At 64.1% G+C, this 25,909-nt stretch carries 23 protein-coding genes and 1 riboswitch; of the genes, 7 read left to right on the top strand and 16 right to left on the bottom strand.

Annotated features, from left to right (window positions below; translation table 11 throughout):
* Positions 1–3: 3 nt before the first annotated feature.
* From NKG59_RS13945 to NKG59_RS13935, 3 genes are all read right to left on the bottom strand, one after another.
* Positions 4–1,422 carry an 8-oxoguanine deaminase gene (locus NKG59_RS13945; RefSeq protein ID WP_009241105.1) on the bottom strand — a complete coding sequence of 473 codons (1,419 nt, stop codon included), beginning with the start codon at positions 1,420–1,422 and terminating at the stop codon, positions 4–6.
* Positions 1,423–1,426: 4 nt separating this feature from the next.
* Positions 1,427–2,836, bottom strand: a complete 1,410-nt coding sequence (locus tag NKG59_RS13940) for a nucleobase:cation symporter-2 family protein (RefSeq protein ID WP_253537795.1) — start codon at positions 2,834–2,836, stop codon at positions 1,427–1,429.
* A 216-nt stretch (positions 2,837–3,052) separates the two neighbouring features.
* Positions 3,053–3,811 (bottom strand): GntR family transcriptional regulator, encoded by a 759-nt coding sequence (locus NKG59_RS13935; protein ID WP_045206157.1) that lies wholly within the window; start codon positions 3,809–3,811, stop codon positions 3,053–3,055.
* A 376-nt stretch (positions 3,812–4,187) separates the two neighbouring features.
* Between NKG59_RS13935 and uraH the strand changes: the two genes are divergently transcribed.
* Both uraH and NKG59_RS13925 read left to right on the top strand, forming a co-directional pair.
* Entirely contained in the window at positions 4,188–4,541 is a 354-nt protein-coding gene (uraH, locus tag NKG59_RS13930) for a hydroxyisourate hydrolase (protein WP_253537792.1), read from the top strand.
* A 17-nt stretch (positions 4,542–4,558) separates the two neighbouring features.
* A complete protein-coding gene (locus NKG59_RS13925; RefSeq protein ID WP_253537789.1) occupies positions 4,559–5,806 on the top strand; it encodes a urate hydroxylase PuuD in 1,248 nt (415 codons plus the stop codon).
* Positions 5,807–6,021: 215 nt separating this feature from the next.
* Here NKG59_RS13925 and NKG59_RS13920 read toward each other — a convergent pair whose 3' ends face one another.
* From NKG59_RS13920 to xdhA, 6 genes are all read right to left on the bottom strand, one after another.
* Positions 6,022–6,594: a TMEM165/GDT1 family protein gene (locus NKG59_RS13920; protein WP_045206159.1), complete on the bottom strand. Its 573-nt coding sequence runs from the start codon at positions 6,592–6,594 to the stop codon at positions 6,022–6,024.
* A gap of 54 nt (positions 6,595–6,648) precedes the next feature.
* Positions 6,649–6,818, bottom strand: a riboswitch (yybP-ykoY riboswitch).
* A 13-nt stretch (positions 6,819–6,831) separates the two neighbouring features.
* Positions 6,832–8,166, bottom strand: a complete 1,335-nt coding sequence (gene guaD / locus NKG59_RS13915) for a guanine deaminase (RefSeq protein WP_253537786.1) — start codon at positions 8,164–8,166, stop codon at positions 6,832–6,834.
* Positions 8,167–8,183: 17 nt separating this feature from the next.
* Positions 8,184–9,221 carry an adenosine deaminase gene (locus tag NKG59_RS13910; protein ID WP_253537783.1) on the bottom strand — a complete coding sequence of 346 codons (1,038 nt, stop codon included), beginning with the start codon at positions 9,219–9,221 and terminating at the stop codon, positions 8,184–8,186.
* A 2-nt stretch (positions 9,222–9,223) separates the two neighbouring features.
* Positions 9,224–10,258 (bottom strand): xanthine dehydrogenase accessory protein XdhC, encoded by a 1,035-nt coding sequence (xdhC, locus tag NKG59_RS13905; RefSeq protein ID WP_253537780.1) that lies wholly within the window; start codon positions 10,256–10,258, stop codon positions 9,224–9,226.
* Positions 10,259–10,271: 13 nt separating this feature from the next.
* Positions 10,272–12,638, bottom strand: coding sequence for a xanthine dehydrogenase molybdopterin binding subunit (gene xdhB, locus NKG59_RS13900; RefSeq protein WP_253537777.1), 2,367 nt, complete (start codon positions 12,636–12,638; stop codon positions 10,272–10,274).
* 4 nt (positions 12,639–12,642) lie between these two features.
* Entirely contained in the window at positions 12,643–14,157 is a 1,515-nt protein-coding gene (gene xdhA, locus NKG59_RS13895) for a xanthine dehydrogenase small subunit (RefSeq protein ID WP_253537773.1), read from the bottom strand.
* A 213-nt stretch (positions 14,158–14,370) separates the two neighbouring features.
* Here xdhA and NKG59_RS13890 point away from each other — a divergent pair, with 213 nt between their 5' ends.
* Positions 14,371–15,318 (top strand): LysR substrate-binding domain-containing protein, encoded by a 948-nt coding sequence (locus NKG59_RS13890; RefSeq protein ID WP_024975264.1) that lies wholly within the window; start codon positions 14,371–14,373, stop codon positions 15,316–15,318.
* A gap of 40 nt (positions 15,319–15,358) precedes the next feature.
* On the opposite strand, the gene NKG59_RS13885 is transcribed toward NKG59_RS13890, so the two are convergent.
* Positions 15,359–16,207 carry an ABC transporter substrate-binding protein gene (locus tag NKG59_RS13885; RefSeq protein WP_414708550.1) on the bottom strand — a complete coding sequence of 283 codons (849 nt, stop codon included), beginning with the start codon at positions 16,205–16,207 and terminating at the stop codon, positions 15,359–15,361.
* A 158-nt stretch (positions 16,208–16,365) separates the two neighbouring features.
* Here NKG59_RS13885 and NKG59_RS13880 point away from each other — a divergent pair, with 158 nt between their 5' ends.
* Genes NKG59_RS13880 through NKG59_RS13865 form a run of 4 tightly spaced genes read left to right on the top strand, consistent with a single transcriptional unit; the run spans position 16,366 to position 21,124 of the window.
* Positions 16,366–17,466: a substrate-binding domain-containing protein gene (locus NKG59_RS13880; protein ID WP_253537767.1), complete on the top strand. Its 1,101-nt coding sequence runs from the start codon at positions 16,366–16,368 to the stop codon at positions 17,464–17,466.
* 56 nt (positions 17,467–17,522) lie between these two features.
* Positions 17,523–20,057, top strand: coding sequence for an ABC transporter permease (locus tag NKG59_RS13875; RefSeq protein WP_253537750.1), 2,535 nt, complete (start codon positions 17,523–17,525; stop codon positions 20,055–20,057).
* Positions 20,058–20,091: 34 nt separating this feature from the next.
* Positions 20,092–20,496: a group II truncated hemoglobin gene (locus NKG59_RS13870; RefSeq protein ID WP_253537747.1), complete on the top strand. Its 405-nt coding sequence runs from the start codon at positions 20,092–20,094 to the stop codon at positions 20,494–20,496.
* A 49-nt stretch (positions 20,497–20,545) separates the two neighbouring features.
* Positions 20,546–21,124, top strand: a complete 579-nt coding sequence (locus NKG59_RS13865) for a DUF924 family protein (RefSeq protein WP_253537744.1) — start codon at positions 20,546–20,548, stop codon at positions 21,122–21,124.
* A gap of 19 nt (positions 21,125–21,143) precedes the next feature.
* Here NKG59_RS13865 and NKG59_RS13860 read toward each other — a convergent pair whose 3' ends face one another.
* The 6 genes from NKG59_RS13860 to NKG59_RS13835 form a co-directional block, all read right to left on the bottom strand.
* A complete protein-coding gene (locus NKG59_RS13860; RefSeq protein WP_045206170.1) occupies positions 21,144–21,740 on the bottom strand; it encodes a LysE family translocator in 597 nt (198 codons plus the stop codon).
* 6 nt (positions 21,741–21,746) lie between these two features.
* Positions 21,747–22,331 (bottom strand): LOG family protein, encoded by a 585-nt coding sequence (locus tag NKG59_RS13855; protein ID WP_045206171.1) that lies wholly within the window; start codon positions 22,329–22,331, stop codon positions 21,747–21,749.
* Entirely contained in the window at positions 22,328–23,038 is a 711-nt protein-coding gene (locus NKG59_RS13850; RefSeq protein WP_253537741.1) for a TetR/AcrR family transcriptional regulator, read from the bottom strand. Before NKG59_RS13850 ends, NKG59_RS13855 begins: the two co-directional genes overlap by 4 nt.
* 135 nt (positions 23,039–23,173) lie before the next feature.
* Positions 23,174–23,638, bottom strand: coding sequence for a diacylglycerol kinase (locus NKG59_RS13845; protein ID WP_253537738.1), 465 nt, complete (start codon positions 23,636–23,638; stop codon positions 23,174–23,176).
* Between the two features lie 12 nt (positions 23,639–23,650).
* The gene (locus tag NKG59_RS13840) at positions 23,651–24,694 is read right to left on the bottom strand and encodes a glycosyltransferase family 4 protein (protein ID WP_253539082.1); all 1,044 of its coding nucleotides are present in this window, start codon (positions 24,692–24,694) and stop codon (positions 23,651–23,653) included.
* 86 nt (positions 24,695–24,780) lie between these two features.
* A complete protein-coding gene (locus tag NKG59_RS13835; protein WP_253537735.1) occupies positions 24,781–25,731 on the bottom strand; it encodes a UDP-2,3-diacylglucosamine diphosphatase in 951 nt (316 codons plus the stop codon).
* Positions 25,732–25,909 lie beyond the last annotated feature (178 nt).

The following is a 25,909-nucleotide window of genomic DNA, read 5'->3' as shown; positions in this document are numbered from 1 at the left end:
GCGTCAGGCCGGAACTGCCCGGGCAGCCTGCGCCAGTTCCAGCGCGAGCCTCCGGTGAACCGTGAGATGGGCGTCGAGTTCAAGCGTGGTCAGGCGGCCGTCTTCGACGACCACACGCCCGTTGATCACGCTGTGCGCCACATTGGATGGGGCGCAGAACACTAGCGCCGCGACCGGGTCGTGGTCGGCGCCGGCAAAACCGACTTGGTGACGATCGAAGCTGACAAAGTCGGCCGACATGCCCGGGGCGAGCGCGCCGATGTCGTCGCGGTTGAGCACGCGTGCGCCGCCGAGCGTGGCGATCTCCAGCGCCTCGCGCGCGCTCATCGCCGCGGGGCCAAAGCCGACGCGCGCGAGCAGCATGGCCTGGCGCGTTTCGCCGAGCATGTGCGCCCCATCGTTCGACGCGCTGCCATCCACGCCCAGGCCGACCGGCACGCCGGCATCACGCATGGTGCGGATGGGCGCAATGCCAGAGGCCAGCCGCATGTTCGAGCACGGGCAATGCGCGACGCCGGTACCGGTGCGTGCGAAGACGTCGATGCCGTGCGCGTCGAGCTTCACGCAGTGCGCATGCCAGACGTCGCGGCCGACCCAGCCTAGGTCTTCCGCGTATTCCGCCGGCGTCATGCCGAACTTTTCGCGCGAATACGCGATGTCGTTATCGTTCTCGGCCAGGTGCGTGTGCATCGACACGCCATAGCTGCGTGCGAGCTTGGCCGATTCGCGCATCAGGTCGCGCGAGACGGAGAAGGGCGAGCACGGCGCCACCACCACACGCAGCATCGAATGGCGATCGGCGTTGTGCCAGGTTTCGATCAGGCGCTGCGTTTCTTTCAGGATGGCCTCTTCGCCTTCGACCACGCGGTCCGGCGGCAGACCGCCCTGGCTACGGCCGACGCTCATGCTGCCGCGCGCTGCGTGAAAGCGCATGCCGATCTGCTGCGCGGCTTCGATGGAATCGTCGAGTCGGCTGCCGTTCGGATACAGGTACAGATGGTCGCTGGAGGTCGTGCACCCCGAGAGCAGCAGTTCTGCCATCGCCGTGAGCGTGGACACGCGCACCATTTCCGGTGTGAGGCCTGCCCACACCGGATACAGGTTCGTCAGCCAGCCGAACAGTTCCGCATCCTGCGCGGCGGGCAGGGCACGCGTCAGGCTCTGATACATGTGATGGTGCGTGTTGACGAAGCCCGGCGTGACCACGTGGTCACGCAGCTCCATCACGCGCACGTTGGGCTGGCCGATGGCCTCGCGATACTGCGACGGCAGATCCGCCGTGGCGCCGACCCATTCGATCACGCCACCGCGCGCAACCAGCGCGCCGTCGGGGATCTCGCGGCGTTGCGCATCCATGGTGACCAGCACGTCGGCATGACGGGCGATCAGAAGCGGGTCGTTGTGCGCGACAGTGGCGTTCATGCAATTACTCCGTGCCGTGGGTGTTGGCAGCAGCGTCGCGCATTGCGTGCTCGGCCGACTGCATGCCGTTGTAGTAAAGGTTCAGGATGACCGCGACGAGCGTGCCCAGCACGATGCCGCTGTGCGTGACCGGTTCCAGCCAATGCGGCAGATACTGGAAGAAGGTCGGTGCCAGCGTCGGGATCATGCCGAAGCCGATCGAGATTGCCACGATGAACAGGTTGTGGCGGTACTTGTTGAAATCGATCGAACCGAGAATGCGCACGCCCGTGGCGGCCACCATGCCGAACATCACGATGCCCGCGCCACCCAGCACGAATGAGGGAACCGACGCCACGATGTGCGCCATCTTCGGGAACAGGCCCATCGCGATCAGGATCAGGCCGCCCATGGCTGCCACGAAGCGCGAACGCACACCCGTGACCGTCACCAGCCCCACGTTTTGCGAGAACGAGGTGTACGGGAATGTGTTGAACAGGCCGCCGATCACGGTGCCCAGACCATCGGCGCGCAGACCGCGCGTGAGGTCATCGGTGGAGAGCTTCTTGCCGGTGATTTCCGCCAGCGCCAGGAACATGCCGGTCGATTCGACCAGCGTGATCATCATCACGATGCACATCGAAGCGATGGCGCCGAAGTGGAAGGTGGGCATGCCGAAGTGCAGCGGCGTGATCACGGCCACCCAGTCGGCCTCCGTAATGCCGGCAAAGCTGACCTTGCCGAACGCCATGGCGATGAACGTGCCGATCACGATGCCCAGCAGCACGGCGATGTTGCCGATCAGGCCGCGGCCGTACTTCGTCAGCAACAGGATGATGACGAGCACTGCCAGCGCAATGCCCAGGCCGCTCAGATCACCGTAGGCCGGATTGGGCACGGTCTTGAGCACGCCATCGACCATCGTCTTCATGGTCGGCTGGCCACCCGCAGCCCAGTTGATGCCCACGCCCATCAGCGACATGCCGATCAGCGTGATCACGGTGCCCGTCACGACCGGCGGGAAGAGCCCAAGCACGCGCCCCATGAGCGGCGCGACGATGATGCCGAATATCCCCGCCGCAATCACAGCGCCGTAAATGCCCAGCAGGCCGATGCTCGGGTCAGTGCCGATGGCGATCATCGGGCCTACCGATGCGAAGGTCACGCCCATCATGACCGGCATGCGAATGCCGAACTTCCACACACCGAAGGCCTGGATGAGTGTGGCAAGGCCGGCGGCAAAGAGATCTGCGTTGATCAGGAACGCAAGCTGTTCCTTGGGCAGATGCAGTGCACCGCCCACAATTAGCGGCACTGCCACGGTGCCTGCATACATCACCAATACATGTTGAAGGCCCAATGCGAGCAGGCGTCCGTACGCCACGCGCTCATTGGTCAGGTCCGCCGTGGGGGCGGCGATGGTACTGCTTGCCATAAAGGTCTCCTTTGGGTGGTAAGCCGGACGGCGTCCGGCTTGGAGCCTGCCCACGTTTCTGCTGCGCGACCCCTGGCTTGGCCTTGTGACACCCGCCGTGCGCATGCAGGGCTGTGTTTCCGGGGCCAACCTTGGGGTGGTTGCTGCGGATCATGAACAGGTTCTTGGACGGCCGGCCTCTGTCGTGCCAGCTCGCCCGAAACAGCAAAACCGGTCCTAGACTTTGTCCTTCCCGCCGCGCGGGCCCAATACCGAACGCAGATCGAAATCAGCGGGCGCTTCGGGGCGCACGCGATCGGCGCAACATTGCAAGTGCTGGGCCATGTGGGCCTGTGCAGCGCTGGCGTCGCCGCGCTCCAGGGCATTGAGGATGTCGAGGTGTTCGTCGAACGAGCATGCGTTGTTGCCCGGGGCCTCGACGCTGGCGATCATCAGCGTGGTGCGCGACACCAGCCGGCGCATCATTTCGACCACCAGCGGATTGCCCGATTGCTCGGCCAGCGCCACGTGAAACTCCGCAGACAGGCGAATCCAGCGCGGGCGATCCTGCGTGACAAACGCCTGGCGCTCCTGCTTGACGAGTTCCATCAGGGGCGCAACGGCCGCCTTGGGGTTGCTGCTATGGCCAACCTTGTCGAGCACCGCGCGCTCCAGGATCTGGCGCAGCTCGAACATGGCATGGGCTTCGTCGATGGAGGGCGCTGCGATGAACGCGCCGCGGTTCGGCTCCAGGTCAACCAGACCGTCGGCGGCCAGTTGCGAGAAGACCTTGCGCACCGTATGACGGGCGGTGGCATAGATTTCGCAAAGCGCATGCTCCGTCAGCTTCGTGCGCGGGGGCAGGCGGTGTTCCATGATCGCGTCGTAGATCTCGTGATACATCCGTTCTTCGACCGACATGCGTGTTGCCCCCGATGCCTTGGCGCCCGACTTCGACGCCACTTCCGTGGAGACCAGCTTGAGATTCTTGGACATGGCAGACCTGCCTTTCATTAGTGCGCCGCGGCATGAGGCACTGCGAAAACCTGTTGACAATTATTCATAGCCGCCTTCAATATTGTCAACAAAATGCGTTCGGTAATCCGACAAACTAGGGAAATCCCTGTTTCGAGCCTGGTCTAGGGACACAGCAGAGACACGGCGTCGGACCCAGAACGAGCGACGGCTTTGCCGGTTTGGTATGCCCTTCCCCAATGGAGGGCAGGCGTAAACCGGCTGGACGCGCGCCGGGATGCGTGCACAGCACGTACCGAGCGGGCCCCGACGCCAGCCCTTGTCACACAAGGGTTTGGCGCGAGGTGCAAGTGGAGGCAGCGGCGCTTCTGAAAATTCGAACTACAGAGGAAGACAAATGGGACGCTTGACCACCCATGTGCTCGACACCGCCGCAGGCACGCCGGGTCAAAACCTGGCGATCGCACTGTTCAAAATTGTCGACAATCAACGGCAACCGATCAAATCGGTTCGCACCAATCACGATGGCCGTTGCGATGCGCCGCTGTTGGAAGGCGACGCGCTGCAGGCTGGCGTGTATGAACTGGACTTCGGCGTGGGCGAGTATTACCGCGCAGCCGGCGTCAAACTCCCCGAGCCCGCGTTCCTGGACGTGGTGACGCTGCGCTTTGGCGTGGCCGATATCAGCGCGCACTACCACGTGCCGTTGCTGGTGTCGCCGTGGTCGTATTCGACCTATCGCGGCAGCTAACAGGGCAGGGAGTCATCATGGAAGGCTATATCCTCGACTGGGCCAACTTGCTCTTGCGTTGGCTGCACGTGATCGTCGCGATCGCGTGGATCGGTTCGTCGTTCTACTTCGTCTGGCTCGATAACAGCCTGACCAAGCCGAGCGCACCGGACCTGAAGGACAAGGGCGTCGATGGCGAACTGTGGGCCGTGCACGGCGGCGGGTTCTACAACCCGCAGAAGTACCTGCTGGCACCGAAGCAACTGCCCGATCATCTGCACTGGTTCTACTGGGAGTCGTACTCGACCTGGATGTCGGGCTTTGCCCTGCTGACGGTGGTGTACCTGTTCAATGCCAACGTCTACATGATCGATCACAGCGTGTTCGACATGACGGCGACGACCGCTGTGCTGCTGGCGCTGGGCTTCCTGGTGGTCGGCTGGCTGGTGTACGACACCATCTGCCGCGTGTTCGGCAAGAACGACCGCGTGGTGGGTATTCTCGTGGCGATCTACGTGGTGATCGCGGCGTTTGCGGCGTGCCACCTGTTCTCGGGCCGTGCAGCGTTCCTGCTGATCGGCGCGATGATCGCGACCATCATGAGCGCCAACGTGTTCTTCTGGATCATTCCGGGGCAACGCAAGGTGGTCGCTTCGCTCAAGGCAGGCGAGAAGCCGGACCCGATCCACGGCAAGCGCGGCAAGCAACGCAGCGTGCACAACACGTACTTCACGCTGCCGGTGCTGTTTGCAATGCTGTCGAACCACTACAGCATGACGTACGCCGCCAAGTACAACTGGGCCGTGCTGGTGCTGATCATGCTGGCTGGGGTGCTGATCCGTCAGTTCTTCATCCTCAAGCACAAGGGCGTCGTGAACTGGGGCTATCCGGCAGCAGGCGTGGCAGTGCTGCTGGGTGTTGCGGTGTGGCTTGCTCCGGTGTCGCGTCCGGCAGTGCCTGCCGCCGAAAGCACGCCTGCTGCAGCAGCGACGGGTACGGCCGCAGCGGCCACCCCGACAGCCGCTGGCGGCTCGGATTTCGCCAAAGTACAGGCAGTCGTTACCGCACGGTGCTACCAATGTCACTCGGCTCACCCTACCCTGATGCCTTCGCCGGCTAAGGGCGTGTTGCTCGATACGGCGGAAGAACTGGGCAAGCATGCGCAGCTCGTCTACCAGCAGGTCGTGCAGCAGAAGCTGATGCCGCTGGGCAACGTGACGCAGATTACCGATGACGAGCGCGCGATCATCGCCAAATGGTTCGAAGGCGGCGCCAAGACGAACTGAGGCGCACGCTGAGCAACAACAGAAAGGTTTATCGGAGCATGCCATTCGTTCCCTAGCGGGTGGCATGACCGGTGAGGGTTGAACGGGGCTACGGCCCCGTTTTTTTTCGCCTAAAGCGTCTGCAGCGATGTGTCCTTGGCTGGGCTCGATTCGCCGCTGCCTCACCGGCCGCAAGGGGCGCCGGCAGGGCAGCCCCAGAGCCTCGGATTGACGACTTACTTCCCGACCCCCAGCAACGCCAGTACACCCAGCACCAGAAAGATCAGCGCCGCAATCCGATGCACCAGTGTGATCGGCATGCGCGCAGCAAACTTGTTGCCCATCAGCACAGCCGGCACGTTTGCCAGCAGCATGCCGACGGTGGTGCCTGCCACGACCGAGAACACGTCGTTAAAGCGCGCCGCCAGTGCCACGGTCGCGATCTGAGTCTTGTCGCCCATCTCGGCAAAGAAGAACGCGACGATGGTAGTGCCGAGAATGCCCAGCCCGCGCTGCGCAGTTGAAGGCGCCTCTTCGTCGTCGAGCTTGTCGGGAATCAGCATCCACCCGGCCATGGCGATAAAGCCCACGCCCAGGATCCATCGCAGGACGTTCTCGCCAAGCATGTGCGTGATCCAACCGCCGACGGCGCCGGCCAAGGCATGGTTGACGAGGGTGGAGATGAAGATGCCGAGGATGATCGGCACTGGTTTGCGGAAACGCGCAGCCAGCAAGATCGACAGCAACTGCGTCTTGTCGCCGATTTCAGCGAGCGCGACGATGCCGGTGGAGACGAGAAAGGCTTCCATGTTGTTGTGGTGTCCGGGCCGTGTGCGAACCAATGACGCGCCACTGCCGGCCCTGTCCGCAGTGGGTTGTCATCGGTCTCGCCAGGCTCGTCACCGGGTGCCGGAGTGGCACCCTGAGTGCGGCTGACCACGCCATAACCACCTGTCGTTGCGACGGCGGTCAAGTCTGTTGACGTGGCCCTCGAAGTGACGACTTCGAGCGGCTACTCCCCAATGGAATTCGCGATTATAAGTGCATCAAGCGTTGGCGCCAACCGCAAATTTCGCGGGTTCACCCTGCACGTAAGTGGCGGATACCGCACGATCCTCGCCCAGCAGCGCCAACGAAAACAGCAACTCTTCCAGCGTTTCCGAGCGCGCATTGCGACGGGCCAGCAGCGGTGTGGCCGCTGGGTCCAGCACGATGAAGTCGGCCTCCGCGCCCGGCACGAAGCTGCCGATGCGGTCTTCCCAGCCCAGCGCTTCGGCAGCGCCGCGCGTGGCCAGGTAGAACATGCGCAGCGCAGTCAGGTGATAGCCGCCCATGCGCGCGACCTTATGCGCCGTGCCCATCGTGCGCAGCATCGAGAACGAGCTGCCGCCGCCAACGTCAGTGGCGAGCGTGAGCGCCAGGCGGTACGTGTCGTTCTTGTGGAAGTTGTACAGGCCGCTGCCCAGGAACAGGTTGGACGTGGGGCAATGCGCCACGGCCGCGCCGGATTCGGCCATGCGTTGGCGGTCGCCGTCGTCCAGCCAGATGGCGTGGCCGTAGAAGGCGCCTTTGCGCAGCAAGCCGTAGCGGTCGTAGACGTCCAGGTAGCTGCGCGCATTCGGGAACAGGTCGGCCACCCATTTCACTTCGTCGGGGTTTTCTGCGACGTGCGTCTGGATGAAGACGTCCTTGTATTGCTTGGCGAGTTCTGCGCAGGCTTGCAGCTGGGCTTCGCTCGACGTGGGCGCAAAGCGCGGTGTGATGGCGTAGGCCAGCCGGTCCTTGCCGTGCCAGCGCGAGATCAGGTCAGCCGTGTCACGCGCGCCAGATTCAGCCGTGTCACGCAGATATTCCGGGCAATTGCGGTCCATCATCACCTTGCCGGTGATCATGCGCATGCCGCGTTGTCGTGCTTGCGTGAACAGCGTCTCGGCCGAGCTGCGATGCACGGTGCTCCAAACCATGGCGCTGGTCGTGCCGTTGCGCAGCAGTTCGTCGAGGAAGAACGATGCGACGCCGGCGGCGTACTGCTCGCTCTCGAAGCGGCGCTCTTCCGGAAAGGTGTATGTCTCGAGCCAATGCAGCAGGCCCGGCGACGGCGACGCGATGATGTCCGTCTGCGGGAAGTGGATATGCGTATCGATGAATCCGGGCACGATCAGCTTGCCGCTGTAGTCGTGCAGTTGCGTGCCGGCGGGCAGGTTTTCGCGCAGTGCGGCGTAGTCGCCGGCTTGCACGACCTTGCCACCCGTGACCACGAGCAAGCCGTCTTCCCAGTACTCATAAGCATCGCGCTCGCGATACTGCGGATCGTGCAGGAAATGCAGCACGCGGCCGCGGTAAGCGTGAACGTTGTTGGAAATCGGGGGCATCGTGGTCATCGTCGTTTCGTGGATTTTTAGTGTGTGGCTTTCCAGTGGTCGTCGACCTTGGCAAGCCACAGGGCTTTGTCCTGTTCGGGCAGGAAGGACGCCTCGAAGCTGTTGCGTGCGAGCGTGTGCGCATCGGCCGCAGACAGGTCGAGGGCATTGAAGGTGGCGAGCCAGTTGGTGTTCATGTAGCCGCCAAAGTAGGCCGGATCATCGGAGTGCAGCGTCACTGCGCAGCCGGCGTCCAGCAGTTGCTTGAGCGAGTGGTCGCGCAGGTCCGGATAAACCTTCAGTTTTTCGTTCGACAGTGGGCAGACCGTCAACGCAATACGTTCGGCGGCGAGACGTTTGACGAGTGCGGCATCGTCGATAGCGCGTACGCCGTGATCGATGCGCTCCACCTTGAGAATGTCGAGGGCGTCGATCACGTATTGCGCCGGGCCTTCTTCACCGGCGTGGGCGACGAGGCGCAGGCCAAGCTCTTTGCAGCGTGCGAACACGCGCGCGAACTTCTCCGGCGGGTTGCCGCGCTCAGACGAATCCAAGCCGACGCCGATGATGCGGTTGGTCGGGTCCTGGATATAGGGCAGCGCAGCTTCAAGTGTGTCGAATGCGTCTTCCTCGCTCAGATGGCGCAGGAAGCAGAGGATCAGCGCGCTGGAGAAACCATGCTCGCGCTCCGCGTCGTCCAGGGCGCGGACGATGCCGTGAATGACCACATGCATTGGCACGTTGCGCGCGGTATGCGTCTGCGGGTCGAAGAAGATTTCGGCGTGGTGGACGTTGTCGGCAAGCGCGCGCGCCACATAAGCGGCCGTCATGTCGTAGAAATCCTGCTCGGTGAGCAGCACACTGGCGCCCGCGTAATACAGGTCGAGAAACGATTGCAGATCGTCGAAGGCGTAGGCGGCACGCACTTCTTCAACCGACGTATACGGCAGCTTCACGCCGTTGCGCTCGGCCAGCGCAAACATCAGTTCGGGTTCGAGCGAGCCTTCGATGTGGATGTGCAGTTCAGCTTTGGGGCTGGTGGCGATGCGTTCTGCAAGCGCGGAAGAGATCGGCATGATTAGACAGGCGTGGGGACTCGGTAAGGGACCGCCGCGCCGCTGCTGGCGCTGGTGAGCGCATGCTGTTGCAGCTCTCGCACCTGCAGAAGTTGCGCGACGACGGATACCGCAATGATATCCGGCGCCTTGTCCACGATGCCCGCCACGCCAATCGGGCACACCATCTCCGGCAGGCGGGCCGGGTCCACGCCGTGCTCGACCATGCGGTGCTCGAAGCGCGCGCGCTTGGTCTTGGAACCGATCAGGCCGAAGTAGGCAAAGTCCGTGCGGCGCATGATGCGTTCGCACAGCGCAAGGTCCAACGCATGGTTGTGCGTCATGACCAGGAAGTAGCTGCCGGCGGGCGCTTGGTCGATCACGGCTTCCGGCGTATCGGTGGATTCGATGACGACGTTCGACGGCACTTCCGTGGGGAAGGGGAACATCGCATCGCGCTCGTCCACCCACGTGACGCGGCAGGGCAGATGCGCCAGCGCGCGCACGATGGCGTGCCCGACATGGCCCGCGCCGCAGAGCACGATCGACATGTCGGGCGGCAGGACGGTTTGCGTGAAGCCGCTGGCGTCCAGTTGCACGCCGGCCGCGGCTGCGTCGCCTACGCTTGCTTCAACGGCCACCGCGGGATCAGCACAGACGAAGCGGCGCAGGCTGCGGCGTTGGCGCATGGCGTCGTCGGCCATTGCGATCCACTCCACATCGCGCGCGTCGAGTCGTTCAAGCGACAGGCGGACCACGCCGCCGCAGCATTGGCCGAGGGCGGGGCCGAGGGGGATGCGCACGAACTGGCGGCGTGCTTCGCCGGTGGCTTCAGGCGCGTCAATCATGGCTTGGGCGATTTCCATCGCGCGCCATTCCAGATGGCCACCGCCGATGGTGCCGAAGAAACCGTCGGTGCCCACCAGCATGAGCGTGCCTGGCTCGCGCGGGGCAGAGCCCTGCACGTCCGTCACCGTGACCAGCACGCACGGCTGCCCTGCCTGCACGGTGGCAAGCACATCGGCGAAGCGGAAGGGGCGCAGTTGCGTGTGGTCCATGGGGGCTCCCAACTCAGGCGGACAGCGGGGCGCTGCGGATGGCGTCGACGGCCTTGAGGATTTCCTCGCTGGTGGCCGGTGCATTCAGCGGTGGGCTCGTGCGGCCATCGCCCACGGCAGCCACCGCATCGCGAATGGCGAAGAACACCGAGAACGGCAGCAGCAGCGGCGGCTCACCCAGCGCCTTGGAGCGGTGGATGCTGTCTTCCACGTTGGCGTTGTTGAACAGGTGCACGCGGAAGTCCGTCGGGCAGTCATTGACCGTCGGGATCTTGTAGGTGGACGGCGCGTGCGTCATCAGCTTGCCGTTTTTGTTCCACCACAGCTCTTCGGTCGTCAGCCAGCCCATGCCCTGAATGAACGCGCCTTCCACCTGGCCGATGTCGATGGCAGGGTTGATCGAGCGGCCGGCGTCGTGCAGCACGTCGGCGCGCAGCAGGCGCCATTCGCCGGTGAGCGTGTCGACCACCACTTCCGACACCGCTGCGCCATAGGCGTAGTAGTAGAACGGACGGCCCTTGAGCTTGGCTTGATCCCAGTGCAGCTTGGGCGTGGCGTAGAACCCGTCGGACCACAATTGCACGCGGGCAACGTAGGCCTTACCGATCAGTTCGTTGAACGGCACGCGGCGTGCACCAATTTCGAGATGGTCGCCCACGATTGCCACAGTCTCCACAGGCACCTCGTAATGCTCTGCGGCAAACGCGACCAGACGCTGGCGGATCTGGCGTGCAGCGTCCTGAGCGGCCTTGCCGTTCAAGTCGCTGCCGGTCGATGCAGCCGTAGCGGATGTGTTGGCCACCTTGCTGGTATCCGTGGCCGTCACGCGGATGCGCGTGAACGACACGCCCAGTTCGTGTGCCACGACCTGCGCAACCTTGGTGTTCAGGCCCTGGCCCATTTCGGTGCCGCCATGGTTCACGAGGATCGAGCCGTCGTTGTAGACATGCACCAGCGCGCCGGCCTGGTTGAAGTGCTTCACGTTGAACGAGATGCCGAACTTCACCGGCGTCAGCGCCAGGCCGCGCTTGAGCACGGGGCTCGTCGCATTGAATGCGCGAATCGCTTCGCGGCGGGCGCGGTAGTCGGACGTTGCCTCCAGCTCGTCGAGCAGTTCATGGATGACGTTGTCTTCCACGGTCTGCCCGTACGGCGTGACGTTGTTCGTGTCCTTGCCGTACAGATTGGCGCGGCGTACATCGAGCGCGTCCTTGCCGACCGAGCGCGCGATGTTGTCCATGATGTACTCGATGGCAAATGCGCCCTGCGGGCCGCCGAAACCGCGGAAGGCCGTGTTCGACTGCGTGTTGGTGCGCGCGCAGAAGCCGTCGATCTCCACTTCGGGCAGCCAGTAGGCGTTGTCGAAGTGGCAGATGGCGCGCGTCATCACGGGGCCCGAGAGGTCGGCCGAAAAACCGGCGCGCGACGTCATGTCCACCTTGACGCCCTGGATGCGTCCGTCGTCGTCATAGCCGGCTTCATAGGCGAAGCGGAAGTCGTGCCGCTTGCCGGTGATCATCATGTCGTCGTCGCGGTCCGGACGCAGCTTGACGGGGCAGGCGAGTTTCCATGCCGCCAGCGAAGCGCAGCAGGCGAACAGGCTCGACTGCGATTCCTTCCCGCCGAAACCACCGCCCATGCGGCGGCATTCGACCAGCACCTGATTGGCGTGCCAGCCCAGCATGTGCGACACCATGTGCTGCATCTCGGTCGGATGCTGCGTCGAGCACCACACGTGCATGCCGTTGTCTTCCTTCGGCACTGCGTACGAAATCTGGCTTTCGAGGTAGAACTGCTCCTGCCCGCCCAACGACATCTTGCCGGCTTCAGAGTGGGGTGCTGCGGCGATGCGCTCAGCCGGTTCGCCGCGCTTGACGTGCATCGGCGGCAGCACCGACTTGCCGGCGGCACGCGCTTCTTCAGGCGTCAGCAACGGGGGCAGAACTTCGTATTCGATATTGCCCAGACGCGCCGCGCGGCGCGCCGCATCGTGCGACGTGGCCACCACGATGAACATCGGCTGGCCGATGAAGTGCACCGTGTCGGTGGCGAGGATCGGGTCGTCGTGAATGATCGGGCCGCAATCGTTCGTGCCGGGAATGTCGGCAGATGTAAACACCGCCACCACGCCGGGCGCGGCCTTCACGCGGTCCAGATCCATGTTGACGATGCGCGCATGCGCCTGCGTGCTCATGCCGAGCGCCGCGTGCAGCGTGCCGGCCAGCTCAGGAATGTCGTCGGTGTACGTGGCGGTGCCCGCAACATGCAGATGCGCAGATTCGTGCGGGCGCGAAATTCCCACCACAGCACCGCGCTGGCCAGGCATGGCCGCAGCAATATCAGCTTCAGCCAGCAGGAAGGCTTCGGTTTGCTTGTTCATGTTCTTACGCTGCTGTGAGGGTATTCAATTCGACCGCGCGCACATTGATCTGTTCGGGCGCGAGCGGCGCATCGGTGCGTGTTTCCAGCCAGAAGCGGTACACCGTGTTGGCAGCCGATATGCGGCGGTAGTTGTCGGTTGCGCGCATGTCGCTCAGCGGGGTGTAGTCGCGCGACATGGCTGCCATGGCAGCACGCACGGTCGCTTCGTTCCACGGCTGGCCGACGATGGCGTTTTCCGTCTCTGTCGCGCGCTTGGACGTTGCTGCCATGCCGCCGTAAGCGATGCGTGCGCTGCGGACGATGTCACCGTCCAGTTCGATGGCCAGCGCCGCGCACACGGCAGAAATGTCCTCGTCAAAGCGCTTGGACAGTTTGTACGTGCGGAAGCGCAGAGCATCACGGCCCGCACGCGCGGGGATGCGCAGGCCAGCAACGAATTCCCCTTCTTCCATCGCGTTCTTCTGATAGGCGAGGTAGAGGTCTTCGAGTGGCAGCTCGCGGCGCGCTTCACCACGTTGCAGCACGACACGCGTGCCGATGGCGATGAGCGCAGGCGCGGAGTCACCAATCGGCGAGCCGTTTGCGACGTTGCCGCCCAGCGTGCCGGCATTGCGGATCGGCAGCGAGGCAAAGCGCTTCCACAATTCCGTCACCTCAGGGTAGTCCGCAGCCAGGAATTCGTAGGCCTTTTCCAGCGAGACAGCGGCGCCAATCTCGATCCAGCCGTCACGCTTTTCCAGTGCGTACAGGTCGGCTACCTGGCCGATGTACAGGATGTCGCCCAGATCGCGGAACTGCTTGGTGACCCACAGGCCGACGTCGGTGCTGCCGGCCAGGATGCGGATGTTCGGATGCGCGGCCTTGATGGCGGCAAAGGCCGATGCGGTGCGCGGTGCGTAGAAGCGCGGTGCGTTTTCGGCGCCGACCGGCGCATAGCTGAAGGTGTCCTTGCGCTGCAGTTTGCGCAGCGTGTCGGCCAATTGCGTGCGATCGATGCCGGCCGGGGAGGGCAGCTCGAACATGCGTTCGCCGGCGTCGATGATCGGGCGGTAGCCAGTGCAGCGGCAGAGGTTGCCGGTGAGCGAATCGCAGATGGTCTGGCGCGAGGGAATTGGCGCCTGATTGCCGGTGTTCTCGTACAGGGCGTAGAGCGACATCACGAAGCCCGGCGTGCAGAAGCCGCACTGCGACCCGTGGCACTCCACCATGGCCTCTTGCACCGGGTGCAGCGTGCCATCCTTGCCACGCACGTCTTCCACGGTGAACAGCGCCTTGCCGTCGAGCGTGGGCAGGAACTGGATGCACGCGTTGACGGCCTTCAGGCCGACGCTGCCGTCTTCCTGCAGTTCACCGAGCACGACGGTACAAGCACCGCAATCGCCCTCGGCGCACCCTTCCTTGGTGCCGGTGCAGTGTGCGTCTTCACGCAGGTATTGAAGCACCGTCCGGGTGATCGGGGCGTCCGTGACGGTGCGGACCTGGCCGCGGTGGAAGAAGCGGATGGGCTGAGTCTCCATGGGGGTTCTACGCCTGTTTGTGTGTGTAACGGAACCATAGCACCGGGCCAGGAATGCAATATTTGGCCCATGTGATAACCCGCATCGGAAAGCCAAAATCCGGGGTATACCCGCCAGTAGCGGTCTGGCGGCGCGGCGTGCAGGTGACATACACTGACAGCGTCCCCAAGCACTTCTTTTAGAAGGATCGGCGCAGCCGATACCCGCCTCCAGATGCACGGCAAAGATCACCTCGATACCTACCTCCTGCGCGTTCTCTACACGCTGCTCACCGAGCAGAGCGTGACGCGTACGGCGGTCAAGCTCGGCCAGTCGCAGCCGGCCATCAGCAACACGCTCAAGCGCCTGCGCGAGATCACCGGCGACGCCATCCTGGTGCGCGGCAAGAACGGCATGGTGCCGACCGAGCGCGGCCATGATTTGCTGGCGCTCGCGCAGCAGAGCCTGGAGGCGATGGAGCGCATCGCGCGCCCGTCGCAAGAATTCGACCCCGGCAACACCACCCGCACGTTTCACCTCGGTGCGCCGGATTACCTTGATGCCTTTTTCCTGCCCAACATCGTCGAGCGTCTACGCAAGCAGGCGCCGCAGGCCAAGCTGGTGGTGCATCCGCTCAATGCGGGCGTCGATTACCTTGCCGCGCTGGAGCAGGGCGGCATGGACCTGGTGATCGGCAACTGGCTGTCACCGCCCGAACATCTGCACATTTCGCCGTTGTTCGACGATGAAGTCGTCTGTATGTTGGGGGCGCAGCACCCCCTGGCGCGCAAGGGGATCTCGCTCAAGCACTACGTGGAAATGCCACATCTGGCGCCCGCGCCGTATGCCGTCATGCAGCGCAGCATGATCGATCAGGCACTTGCGGAGCAGGGGCTGAAGCGGCAGATCCAGGTGTCACTGCCGTACTTCGGGCTGGTGCCATATGTGCTGATGCGCACCGATCTGGTCTTCACCACCGGCCGCCAGTTCGCTGCGCACTGCGCCCAGTATTTGCCGATCCGCATCCTGCCGACGCCCATGGCGTTCCCGAAGATGCGCTTCTACCAGCTCTGGCATGAACGCAGCCATGCCGCGCCCGATGTGATGTGGCTGCGCCGCATGATCGGCGAGGTGGCGGCCGAGTTGCCGCAGCATTCGCAGTTGGAATCGGCGGTGGCCTGAAGCTGCACCGCCGCTGCTCTGCTATGCCGCCGCGCGGGGGCTACTTTCCGCTTGCGACCGCCTTCCCATAGTCCGGGAAAAACACCTGTTCCCCGTTGACCTTGAAGCCGGCAATCACCTGCTGACCCTCGGGTGACGTGATCCATTCGATCAGCCTAGTCGCATCAGTGTAGTTGACGCTGGGGTATTTCTTCGGGTTGACGGCGATGATGCCGTAGGGATTGAACATGCGCGGGTCACCGGCCAGCACGATGTCGAGGCCGGTCTTGGCACGGTAGGCGCCGTAGGTTGCGCGGTCCGAGAGCGTGTAGGCGTTCATCTGCGCGGCCATGTTCAGCACTTCACCCATCCCGAGCCCCGCGCTGACGTACCACGGCTTGCCCTTCGGATCGATGTTGGCTGTCTTCCAGTAAGCCTTTTCCATGACGTCGGTGCCAGAGTTGTCGCCGCGCGAGATGAACTTGGCGCCGGCTTTTTCGCCCGCCGCGGCAATGGTTTCCATCCCCTGGATGACGTTTTTCTGCCCGCGTACGTGAGCCGGGTCCGCCTCGGGTCCGACGAGGATGAAGTCGTTGTACATCACGTCGCGGCGGTCGATGCCGCCGCCTGAGGCGACGAAGGCGTCTTCCAGTTGGCGGGCGTGCACGAGCACCACATCCACGTCCCCCGATTCACCCAGCTTGACCGCCTTGCCGGTGCCAACGGCAATCACCTGCACATGGATGCCGGTGGCCGCTTCGAACTTCGGTAACAGGACTTTCAGCAGCCCGGAATTTTCGGTGCTGGTGGTGGTGGCCATGCGGAGATCGCCAGCATATGCAGTGGTGGCGAGCGCGAGTGTCATGCAGATGACTGCAGACAGCCGAAGGGTTTGGGACAATCCGGGCATGTTGTGGGGGTAGCGGGAAGGCGTGGACGCTTTATGTCGGATGCTGCATGATGGCAGCAACGTCGGGGGCGGTCAGCGGCCACGATATGCCCGCCCCGGGGATGAGCAGGATTGTTCTCCCGGGCCACGGCGGAAGTAAATAGGAAACCATAAACATAATGACATTCCAGTTCGAAGTATTTCCGGTGGTGGGGCCGGACGACAACCCGCGCGCCAACGGCAAGGTGTTTCAGTTGCTGCGGGCGGTGCGCGAGACGGGGTCGCTGCACCGGGCGGCGAAGCAGGTGGGGCTGTCGTACCGGCACGCCTGGGGGGTGATGCGGTCGTGGGAAGAAATGCTCGGCCGCTCGCTGCTCGACATGGAGCGTGGCCGGGGGGCTTCGCTCACGCTCTTTGGCGAGCGCATGCTGCGCGCCGAGATGCGCCTGCGCGAGCAGCTCGATCCGGCGCTGCACCAAGCCATGGGCCAGTTCCTATCGGAGCTGGAAGACGCATCCCAGTCGCAGGCGCGCATCCGTTTCTCGGGCAGCCACGACCCGGCCGTGGAAGTGTTGGCCGAGACGTTTGCGCGGCAAAGCCACGGGGCACACATCGATACGGTGTTCTGCAGCGCCGTTGAAGGGCTGATCTGCCTGCAGGAAAAACAATGCGAAGTAGCCGGCTTCTATGTGGCCCCGCAGCAGGGTGCGGGCTCGATCGCGCATCAGACGTTGCGCAAGTGGTTGCGCCCGACAGCCGTGCGCCTGATCGCCCTGGCCGATCGCGAGCAGGGGCTGATGATGTCGGCGGAATGGGCCGGGCGGGTGCAGTCATTGGGCGACCTGGCGCGTACCCAGGCGCGCTTCATCAACCGCCAGCGCAGTTCGGGCACGCGTTTGCTGTTCGATCAGTTGCTGGTGGCTGCGGGGCTGTATCCCGACCAGATCCACGGGTATGACGAGCAGGAATTCTCCAGCGACAAGGTCGCCGTGGCCGTTCAGGAAGGTCGGGCGGACGTCGGCTTCGGCCTGCGCCCGGGCGCCGAAGCCCATGGCCTGCATTTTGTGCCGCTGACGCGCGAAACGTATTACCTGGCGGTGCGCCGCAATGACGCGCTGTCGCCCTGGGTGCGCGAGCTGATCGAGCGCATCGGTCAGCCGGCCTTTCGCGAAGGACTGGGCCACCTCGCAGGCTACCGGCCGACCGAGCACGTTTCGCTGCTGACCGCAGAGCAGGCGCTGCCCTGGCACGCTGACGAGGCCCGCGCGCTGGCACGCTGAAGTCGTGCGAACATGGCGGGGTTTGCTCCATCGAGCGCCCCGCCCATGCTCTGCACATGTCACGTTTCTCCGTCTGGACCCAAGCCCTGCGCATGCTGCGCCGCGACTGGCGCGCCGGTGAACTGAACCTCCTGCTCGTCGCGCTGGTGTTGGCCGTGGCCGCGCTGGTGTCCGTCAGTTTCCTGGCCGACCGCATGCATGCCGGATTGGAGCGCGATGCGCGTCAGCTGATCGGCGCGGATGTGCTGATTGTGTCCGACCAGCCGTTGCCGCCCGACATCGAGGCGCATGCGCGCGCGAGCGGCCTGCAAGTCACGCACACCGCCACCTTCCCCAGCATGGCGAGCACGTTGGCCAAGGGCGCCTCGGGCGAACCGGTATCGCAACTCGCCGCCATCAAGGCCGTCGACGCCGGCTACCCGCTGCGCGGTACCCTCAAAGTGAGCGATGACGGGCGCGATACCGTGGGCGCGCCCTTCCAGGGCATTCCTGCCGCAGGCACGGTGTGGGTGGACGCACCGCTGCTCGAGGCGCTCGGCATGCGCGTGGGCGATGCGATACGCCTGGGCACGCGCACCTTCAAGATCGCTCACGTCATCACCCAGGAACTTGATCGCGGCGCCGGCTTCATGAATTTCGCCCCCCGGGTGATGCTGCCGATGTCGGATCTGGGTTCGACGGGCCTCGTCACCTACGGCAGCCGCGTCACGTATCGCCTGCTGGTGGCTGGCCCCGATGCCGCTGCCAGCGCGTACCGCACCTGGGCCGAGAACGAAGCGAAAACGCGCCAGCTACGTGGCGTGCGCGTTGAATCGTTGCAGAACGGCCAGCCGCAGATGCGCGAAACGCTGGACCGTGCCGAGCGCTTCCTCTCGCTCGTCGCCTTGCTGGCCGCGATGATTGCCGCAGTGGCCATCACCATGGCCGCGCGCCGCTACACCGCGCGGCATACCGATGCGGTAGCCGTCATCAAGTGCCTGGGGCTCAAGCAGGGGCAGATTCTCGGCACATTCGCGCTGGAGTTTTTGTTGATCGGCGTGCTGGGTTCGGCCGTGGGCGTGGCGCTGGGTTATGGCGCGCACTGGTTGTTGCTGGCGTCGCTCGGTGATCTGGTCACGGTGACATTGCCCGCGCCATCTGTCTGGCCTGCGGTCGTGGGCGTGACGGCGGGGCTGGTGCTGCTCATTGGTTTTGCCGTGCCGCCCATGCTGAGCCTCGTGCGCGTGGCGCCGCTGCGCGTGCTGCGGCGAGATGTAGCGGAGCGCGCCGTCGCTGCGTGGATTGGCTATGCGCTGGGCGCGGCGGCATTCTTCGCGTTGCTCGTGGTATCTGCGCGCGACGTGAAGCTCGGTGCGCTGACGGCCGCCGGGTTTGCCGGCGCCATCGTTGTGTTTGCGCTCCTGGCTGCCGGCGGATTGCGCGCGCTGGCGGTGTCGCTGGGACGTGGTCGTGCGCTCGGCGTGGGTTGGCGCTTTGCGCTGGCCGTACTGGAGCGCCGTCGTGGCGTAAGCGTGCTGCAAACCGTGGCGCTTGCCGTCGGGTTGATGGCGCTGCTGTTGCTTGCCATGACGCGCAATGACCTGATCCGCTCGTGGCACAACGCCACCCCTGCCGATGCGCCCAACCGTTTCATCATCAATATCCAGCCCGATCAGGTGACACCCGTCGCGCAAGCCCTGGCCCAGGCCGGCGTGGCCGACCCGAAGCTCTACCCCATGGTGCGCGGGCGACTGACGCAGGTGAATGGCCAGGTGATCGACCGCCAGACCTATGCTGAATCGCGCGCCCGCAACCTGATCGAACGCGAATTCAACCTGTCGTACGCTACCGAGCCGCCGCCTGAAAATCGCATCGTCTCCGGCCGATGGTTCAGCGGGCAGAAGCCCGAGGCCTCGGTGGAAGAGGGCATTGCCAAGACGCTCAACCTGCACCTGGGTGACGTGCTGCGTTTCGACGTCGCCGGGCAGACGGTGGATGCGCCCATCACGTCATTGCGCAAGCTCGACTGGAGCTCGATGCGCGTGAACTTCTTCGTGATCCTGCCGCCCGTGGCGCTGCACGACATGCCGCAGACGTATGTGACCGCGTTCCGCATTCCTGCCGGCCAGGCCGATCTGCCGGCCAAGCTCGTGCGTGAGTTTCCGAACCTCACGGTGGTCGATACCGAACTGATCCTGCAGCAGGTGCAGGGCGTGTTGGATCAGGTCACGGCGGCGGTGGAATTCCTCTTCGTCTTCACGCTGGCGGCGGGTGTGTTGGTGCTGTATGCCGCGCTCTCCGGCTCGCGTGACGAGCGCTTACGCGATGCCGGCGTTCTGCGCGCGCTTGGCGCGGGCTCCGCCGTGGTGCGCCAGACGCAGTATGCAGAAGTGCTGATCGTTGGCGGCCTGGCCGGGCTGATGGCCGGCGTGGGCGCAATCGCCATCGGCTGGGTGCTCTCGGCGCACGTGTTCGATTTTCCGTATCGTTTCAACCCGGCGATCCTGCCGGTGGGCATCGTGAGCGGCATGGCGTGCGCTTTCATCGGCGGCTGGCTGGGCTTGCGCGACGTGCTGCGTCGCCCGGCCATGGCAACGCTTCGTGACGCATGACGACGCCCGAATTTTTTGATGTGACTGACGCTGTATGACTGACGCAACTTCCGGCCAGGAACCCCTGGCGTTTGACCTCATTGGCGGCGAAGCGCGTGTGCGCGAACTCGTTGACCGTTTCTACGACCTGATGGATCTGGAGCCCGAATTTGCCGTGCTGCGCTCGCTGCACCCGCAAAGCCTGGATGGATCGCGCGACAAGCTGTTCTGGTTCCTGTGCGGCTGGCTGGGCGGCCCGAATCATTTCATCGAGCGCTTTGGCCATCCGCGCTTGCGCGCGCGCCATCTGCCGTTCGAGATCGGCACGCAGGAGCGTGATCAGTGGATGCGCTGCATGGCACTCGCCATGCAAGACGTCGGCTTGGACGAAGCCCTGCAGCTGCGACTGATGCAGGCGTTCTGGCAGACCGCCGACTGGATGCGGAACGTGCAGCGTTAAGGTGCCGCGCTAGAGCGCACCGTACAAAAACAGATTCAAGGAGACCCCGATGATCGGTTTGCCCACCGCCGACGACGTGCTCGCGTTTTGGTTCGGTAACGCGCCGCTGATCGACGCACGGCCGGAATGGTTCACAAAATCCGACGCGTTCGATGCCGAGATCCGCGCGCGCTTCTTGCCGCTGTGGGAAGCGCTTTCCACGGGAGACGCAGACACCTGGATGGGCGCGCCGCTCGATGCCATCGCGCGCATCGTCGTGCTCGACCAGTTCTCGCGCAACATGTTTCGCGGCAGTGCTCGCGCGTTTGCCAGCGACGCGGCTGCGTTGCATACCGCGCAGATCGTCGTGGCCGCAGGTTGGGATGCGCGACTGCCGACGCGCCATCACCGCATGTTCTGCTACCTGCCGTTCGAGCATAGCGAGGCGCTGTCTGCGCAGGACGAATCGATTCGCCTCTACACGCGCCTGCGCGATCAGGAAGGTGATGCGGACTCGCTCATCTGGGCGGAGAGGCACCGCGAGATCGTGGCGCGCTTTGGGCGTTTTCCACATCGCAACGAAGCCCTCGGGCGCGTTTCCACTCCCGAGGAGTTTGCGTTTCTGACCCAGCCAGGGTCGTCGTTTTAGGCCAACGGCGCCTTTCCGCTCAACGGCTCAGCACCGAATACATCAGCGTTCCCGAGAAGGTGAGCAGTACGAGCGCTGCACCGCGCAGCAGTTTGGGCGTGTGAGACGCCCACGTGCGCCGTGCGGTGAGCAGCATGCCCAAATACGACCAGCCGATAGCAATGGGCACCAGCACGACTAGGAACGTGGCGATGGTCCGCCCAAAATCGGCTGCAGACTGGAATGCTGCGAGCGGAAAGAGTGTGCTTGCAAACAGCAGCGCTTTTGGGTTCATCAATGTGGTGAAGAACATGTCGCGCAAGCTGACGGGATTCGCCGCAACGTGCTGCAGTGCACCGCTTTGTCGCCAGATCTTTGCGGCCAAGTAGAGGATGTACGCGGAGCTCAGCAGCTTGACGACGGCCGGCAGCCACGGCTGACTGACCGACAGGGCGGTCAGGAAAAATCCCCACAGCGAAATTGAAGTGACATAGCCCAGCGCCTCTACGGCAATGAGCGGGCTCGTCCGCCGCACGCCCACCTTGAGGCCGGACGAAAGCAGCAGCGTATTCGTCGGCCCCGGCATGATCAGCACCAGAGACGCGTACAGCGCCATCGTAAGTAACGAATCTTGCATGCCGCCCTACGTGCGCTCGCGACGCTCCGACCACTTGTCGACCGTCTCGCGCGGGGCGCGCGCCAGCATGTCGATCAACGCGGCGGGGTCGTCGCTTACGTGCAGCAGGTCAGCGTGGTGGCGCTTGAGGAAGCCTTCCTGCACAGCATGGTCGATAAAGGCGAGCAGCTTGTCGTAAAAGCCCGCCACGTTCAGCAGGCCGATCGGCTTGTTGTGATAGCCGAGCTGCAGCCACGTGAACGTTTCGAAGAGTTCTTCATACGTGCCAACGCCGCCGGGCATGGCGATGAAGGCATCCGCACGATCGGCCATCATCTGCTTGCGCTGGTGCATGCTGTCGACAATGTGCAGCTCGGTCAGGTCTTTATGGCCGACCTCCTTGCGCACCAGCGATTTCGGGATGATGCCGATGACCGGGGTGCCGCCTTGCAGCACCGCGTCGGCCACCACGCCCATCAGGCCGACGTTACCGCCGCCGTAGACGAGCGTGAGGTCACGCTTGACCATCTCGTTGCCCAGCGCGATGGCATTGGCTTTGTATTCCGGGCGCTCGCCCGGGCTTGAACCGCAATAGACGCAGATCGATTTCATTGAGCAGGCGTGTTGTTGCTGGGGGTGCCGATGGGCGGATCGTTGCTGCGGCTCACCGCCAGCAAATCGAACGCCCGCCGCGGCTTGCCGCGCAGGTAAGGCGCAAGGATCGACAGAATGTGGTAGCTCGCGCCGTGCAGGTGGTCACGGATCGCGTTCTGGTCGTTGTACTGGCGCGGGTGCTGCACGAACTGGAACGACAGCCAGTAAGTGGCGATCACTACGATGTTGGTGCAGATGACGTCGACTTGCTCGGCCGTGGCTTCCATCTCGCCGTCTTCGATGAACTGGTGGCAGATGTCCATGGCGAAGTGGCGCTTTTGCTCGACGATGCGCTTGAAGTTCAATTCAAGCATGCGGTTGCGTGCGAGCAGATCGTTGATGTCGCGGTACAGGAAGCGGTAGTTCCACAGGAACTCCGACATGTACTGCAGGTAGCCCCAGGTCTCGTCGAGTGTGGCCTTGTGGTCATCCGGCAGCTTCAGACGGCGCGCGATCTCCTGCTCGAACTGCACGAAGATCGAGTTGATGATGTCGTCCTTGTTGCGGAAGTGGTAGTACAGGTTGCCCGGGCTGATCTCCAGCTCTTCGGCGATCGTCGTGGTGGTGACGTTGGGCTCGCCCAGGTCGTTGAACAGGCGCAGCGACACTTCGAGGATGCGATCGCGCGTGCGGCGCGGGCCGGTGGAATGCTGCTTGGTTTCCATTGACTGCCAAGGCCGGTGGCCCTGTCTCCGTGGCGTATTGGTGCCCGGATTATAAGAGATCGTGCCCGTGCAACGACCCCAACATGCCGTGGGGCAGACATTACCAAACGTTGTCGCCGGTTTTCGCTGGTGTTCCTAATGCAACAGCGACGCCACCCATGGCCAGGCGATCGCCAACCACGTCCCCGCGCACAGCAGCAGGGCCAGCATGACGGCTGCGCTGCCGAAATCCTTGGCGCGCTTGGACAGCCCGTGCTGCTCCAGCGAGATACGGTCGACCGCCGCTTCCACGCTCGAATTGAGCAGCTCGACAATCAGCACCAGCACCAGCGTGCCGAGCATCAGAATGCGCTCGACCACCGTGGCGGGAATGACGAACGCGCACGGCAGCAGGATTGCGCATAGCGTCAGTTCCTGGCGGAACGCGCTTTCCTCGTCGATGGCGAAGCGGATGCCGCTGATGGAGTTCTTGAGCGCAAACCACGCCCGCGTGATGCCGCGATTGCCTTTATGTGGGTTGTCGGCCGGCGAGTACGCCCCGGCAGCAGGCGGTGCGGCCGGATTTTCCAGTCGCTGATCTGGCGGGGTGGTGGGCTTCATGGAACGCAACGCTCAAGCACCCGCGGCAGTGGACGGCGCGGCGGCCTTGGTGTTACCGGCCGGCGTGGCGGGCATCGGGCGCAGGTGCGCGAGGAATTGCTCCGAGGCCGCGCGCCACGAGAACTTCTCTGCATGCGCACGCGCCGTGGCGCGGTCGATACGCAGCGCTTCCAGGCAGGCTTCGCGCAAGTCTTCGCGCAGCGCACCAGCCGGCGAATCGCCCAGCACGTCGATCGGACCCGTCACCGGATACGCGGCAACCGGTAGGCCGCTGGCCAGTGCCTCCAGCAGGACCAGGCCGAACGTGTCGGTGCGGCTCGGGAAGACGAACACGTCGGCCGAGGCATACACCTTGGCCAGTTCCGGTTGCTTGAGCACGCCGAGGTAGCTGGCGTTCGGGTACTTCGCCTTCAGCCCGGCCAGTGCAGGGCCTTCACCCACGACCCATTTGGAGCCCGGCAGATCCAGTTCCAGGAAGGCTTCGACGTTTTTCTCCACGGCCACACGGCCGACGTACAGGAAGATCGGATGGGCCGTGTTGAGCACGTTGCTGCGCTGGGCGGTGAAGATGTCCAGATCGACGCCGCGTGTCCACAGCACGCCGTTGGTGATGCCGTAGTCGGCGAGGTCTTTCAGCACTACGGGTGTTGGCGCCATCACCGCCTGGGCAGGGCTGTGGAACCAGCGCAGAAAGCGATACGTCCACGCCAGAGGAATGCCGAAGCGCGCCTGCACGTACTCCGGAAAGCGCGTGTGGTACGCCGTCGTATAGGGCAGCTTGTGGCGCAGTGCGTAGGCGCGTGCGGCCAGGCCCAGCGGCCCTTCGGTGGCGATGTGCAGCGCCTGCGGGGCGAACTTCTCGATGCGCTCGCGCACGCGCTTGGCCGGCAGGATCGACAGGCGGATTTCCGGATACGTCGGGCACGGCACCGTCTTGAATTCCAGCGGCGTGATCATGTCGACGATGTGCCCCATGGCTTCCAGTTCGCGGCGCGTCTGGGTGAGGGTGCGGACGACGCCGTTGACCTGCGGTTCCCAGGCATCGGTGACGATCATGACTTTCACAGGCTCTCCTTGGGGGGTAGGTTGGGCTGCGGGGGGCTGCACGAGGTCGATGCTGATGTTGGTCATAGGGGCGTCCATTAGGCGGCGGCCGCAGCGGCACGGCGTGCGCGGCGGGAAGTGCGCGGCGCATCGAGCAGATGCGTCCAGTAGACGATCTGCAGTTCGCCTTCCATGGTTTCGACCAGGGCAGAAAGGCTCTCCACCCAGTCGCCGTCGTTGCAGTAAAGCTGGCCGTCGATCTCGCGGATCTCGGCTTTGTGGATATGCCCGCAGACCACGCCGTCGCAGCCGCGGCGGCGCGCTTCGTCCGTCATCACGCGCTCGAACGAATTGATGAAGTTGACTGCGTTCTTGACCTGATGCTTCAGGTATTGCGACAAAGACCAGTACGGAAAGCCAAGCCGCACGCGAATGCGGTTGAAGTGCCGGTTCATCGCCAGGATGAAGGTGTAGAGCGAGTCGCCCACGTAGGCCAGCCAGCGCGCGTGCTGCATCACGCCGTCGAACAGGTCGCCGTGCACAACCCACAGGCGCTTGCCGGTGGCGGTTACGTGCACCGCGTCTTCAGCGACTTCGATATCGCCAAAGTTCAGGCCGTGGAACTGACGCGCCATCTCGTCGTGGTTGCCCGGGATGAACACCACGCGGGTGCCTTTGCGCGCGCGGCGCAACACCTTCTGCACCACATCGTTGTGTGCCTGGGGCCAGTACCAGCCCTTGCGCAGTTGCCACCCGTCAACGATGTCGCCCACCAGGTACAGCGTGTCGGACTCGTGGTGCTTGAGAAAGTCGAGCAGGTAATCGGCCTGGCAGCCCGGCGTTCCGAGATGGATGTCCGACAGCCAGATCGTGCGGTAGCGCTGGATCTTTTCGGCGAGCGGGTCAGTGTCCGAGTCAGCCGAGTGGTCCGGCGCCAACGTGGAAGCCGGCGTGGCGACCGGTGCTTCGTGCTCGCGCACATCGCCGCGGCCCGCCGGCACAGCCGAGCCCAGCGCGCCGGCAGCGGCGAGTCCGGCAGCCATTTGCATCAGAGGCGGTGGAGCGTTCCAGTCGGAACCGGTGAGGGGAGCAGCGCGAAAGCGTTGCGCGAGGCGGCGGAGGAAACCAGGGCGCGATGGCAGATTTGGCAGGACCATGTCGGCAACAGAGGCTGCGTTGGACGGATTTCGCCATCGCCGCATGAAAGCGCCGTGTCAGAAACATGAC

Origin of the sequence: Ralstonia chuxiongensis, assembly GCF_024158925.1 — a bacterium.
GTDB classification, from domain to species: Bacteria; Pseudomonadota; Gammaproteobacteria; order Burkholderiales; family Burkholderiaceae; genus Ralstonia; species Ralstonia chuxiongensis.
Note: the sequence above shows the minus strand (reverse complement) of the source record. Positions and strands in the feature narration are given on the sequence as shown.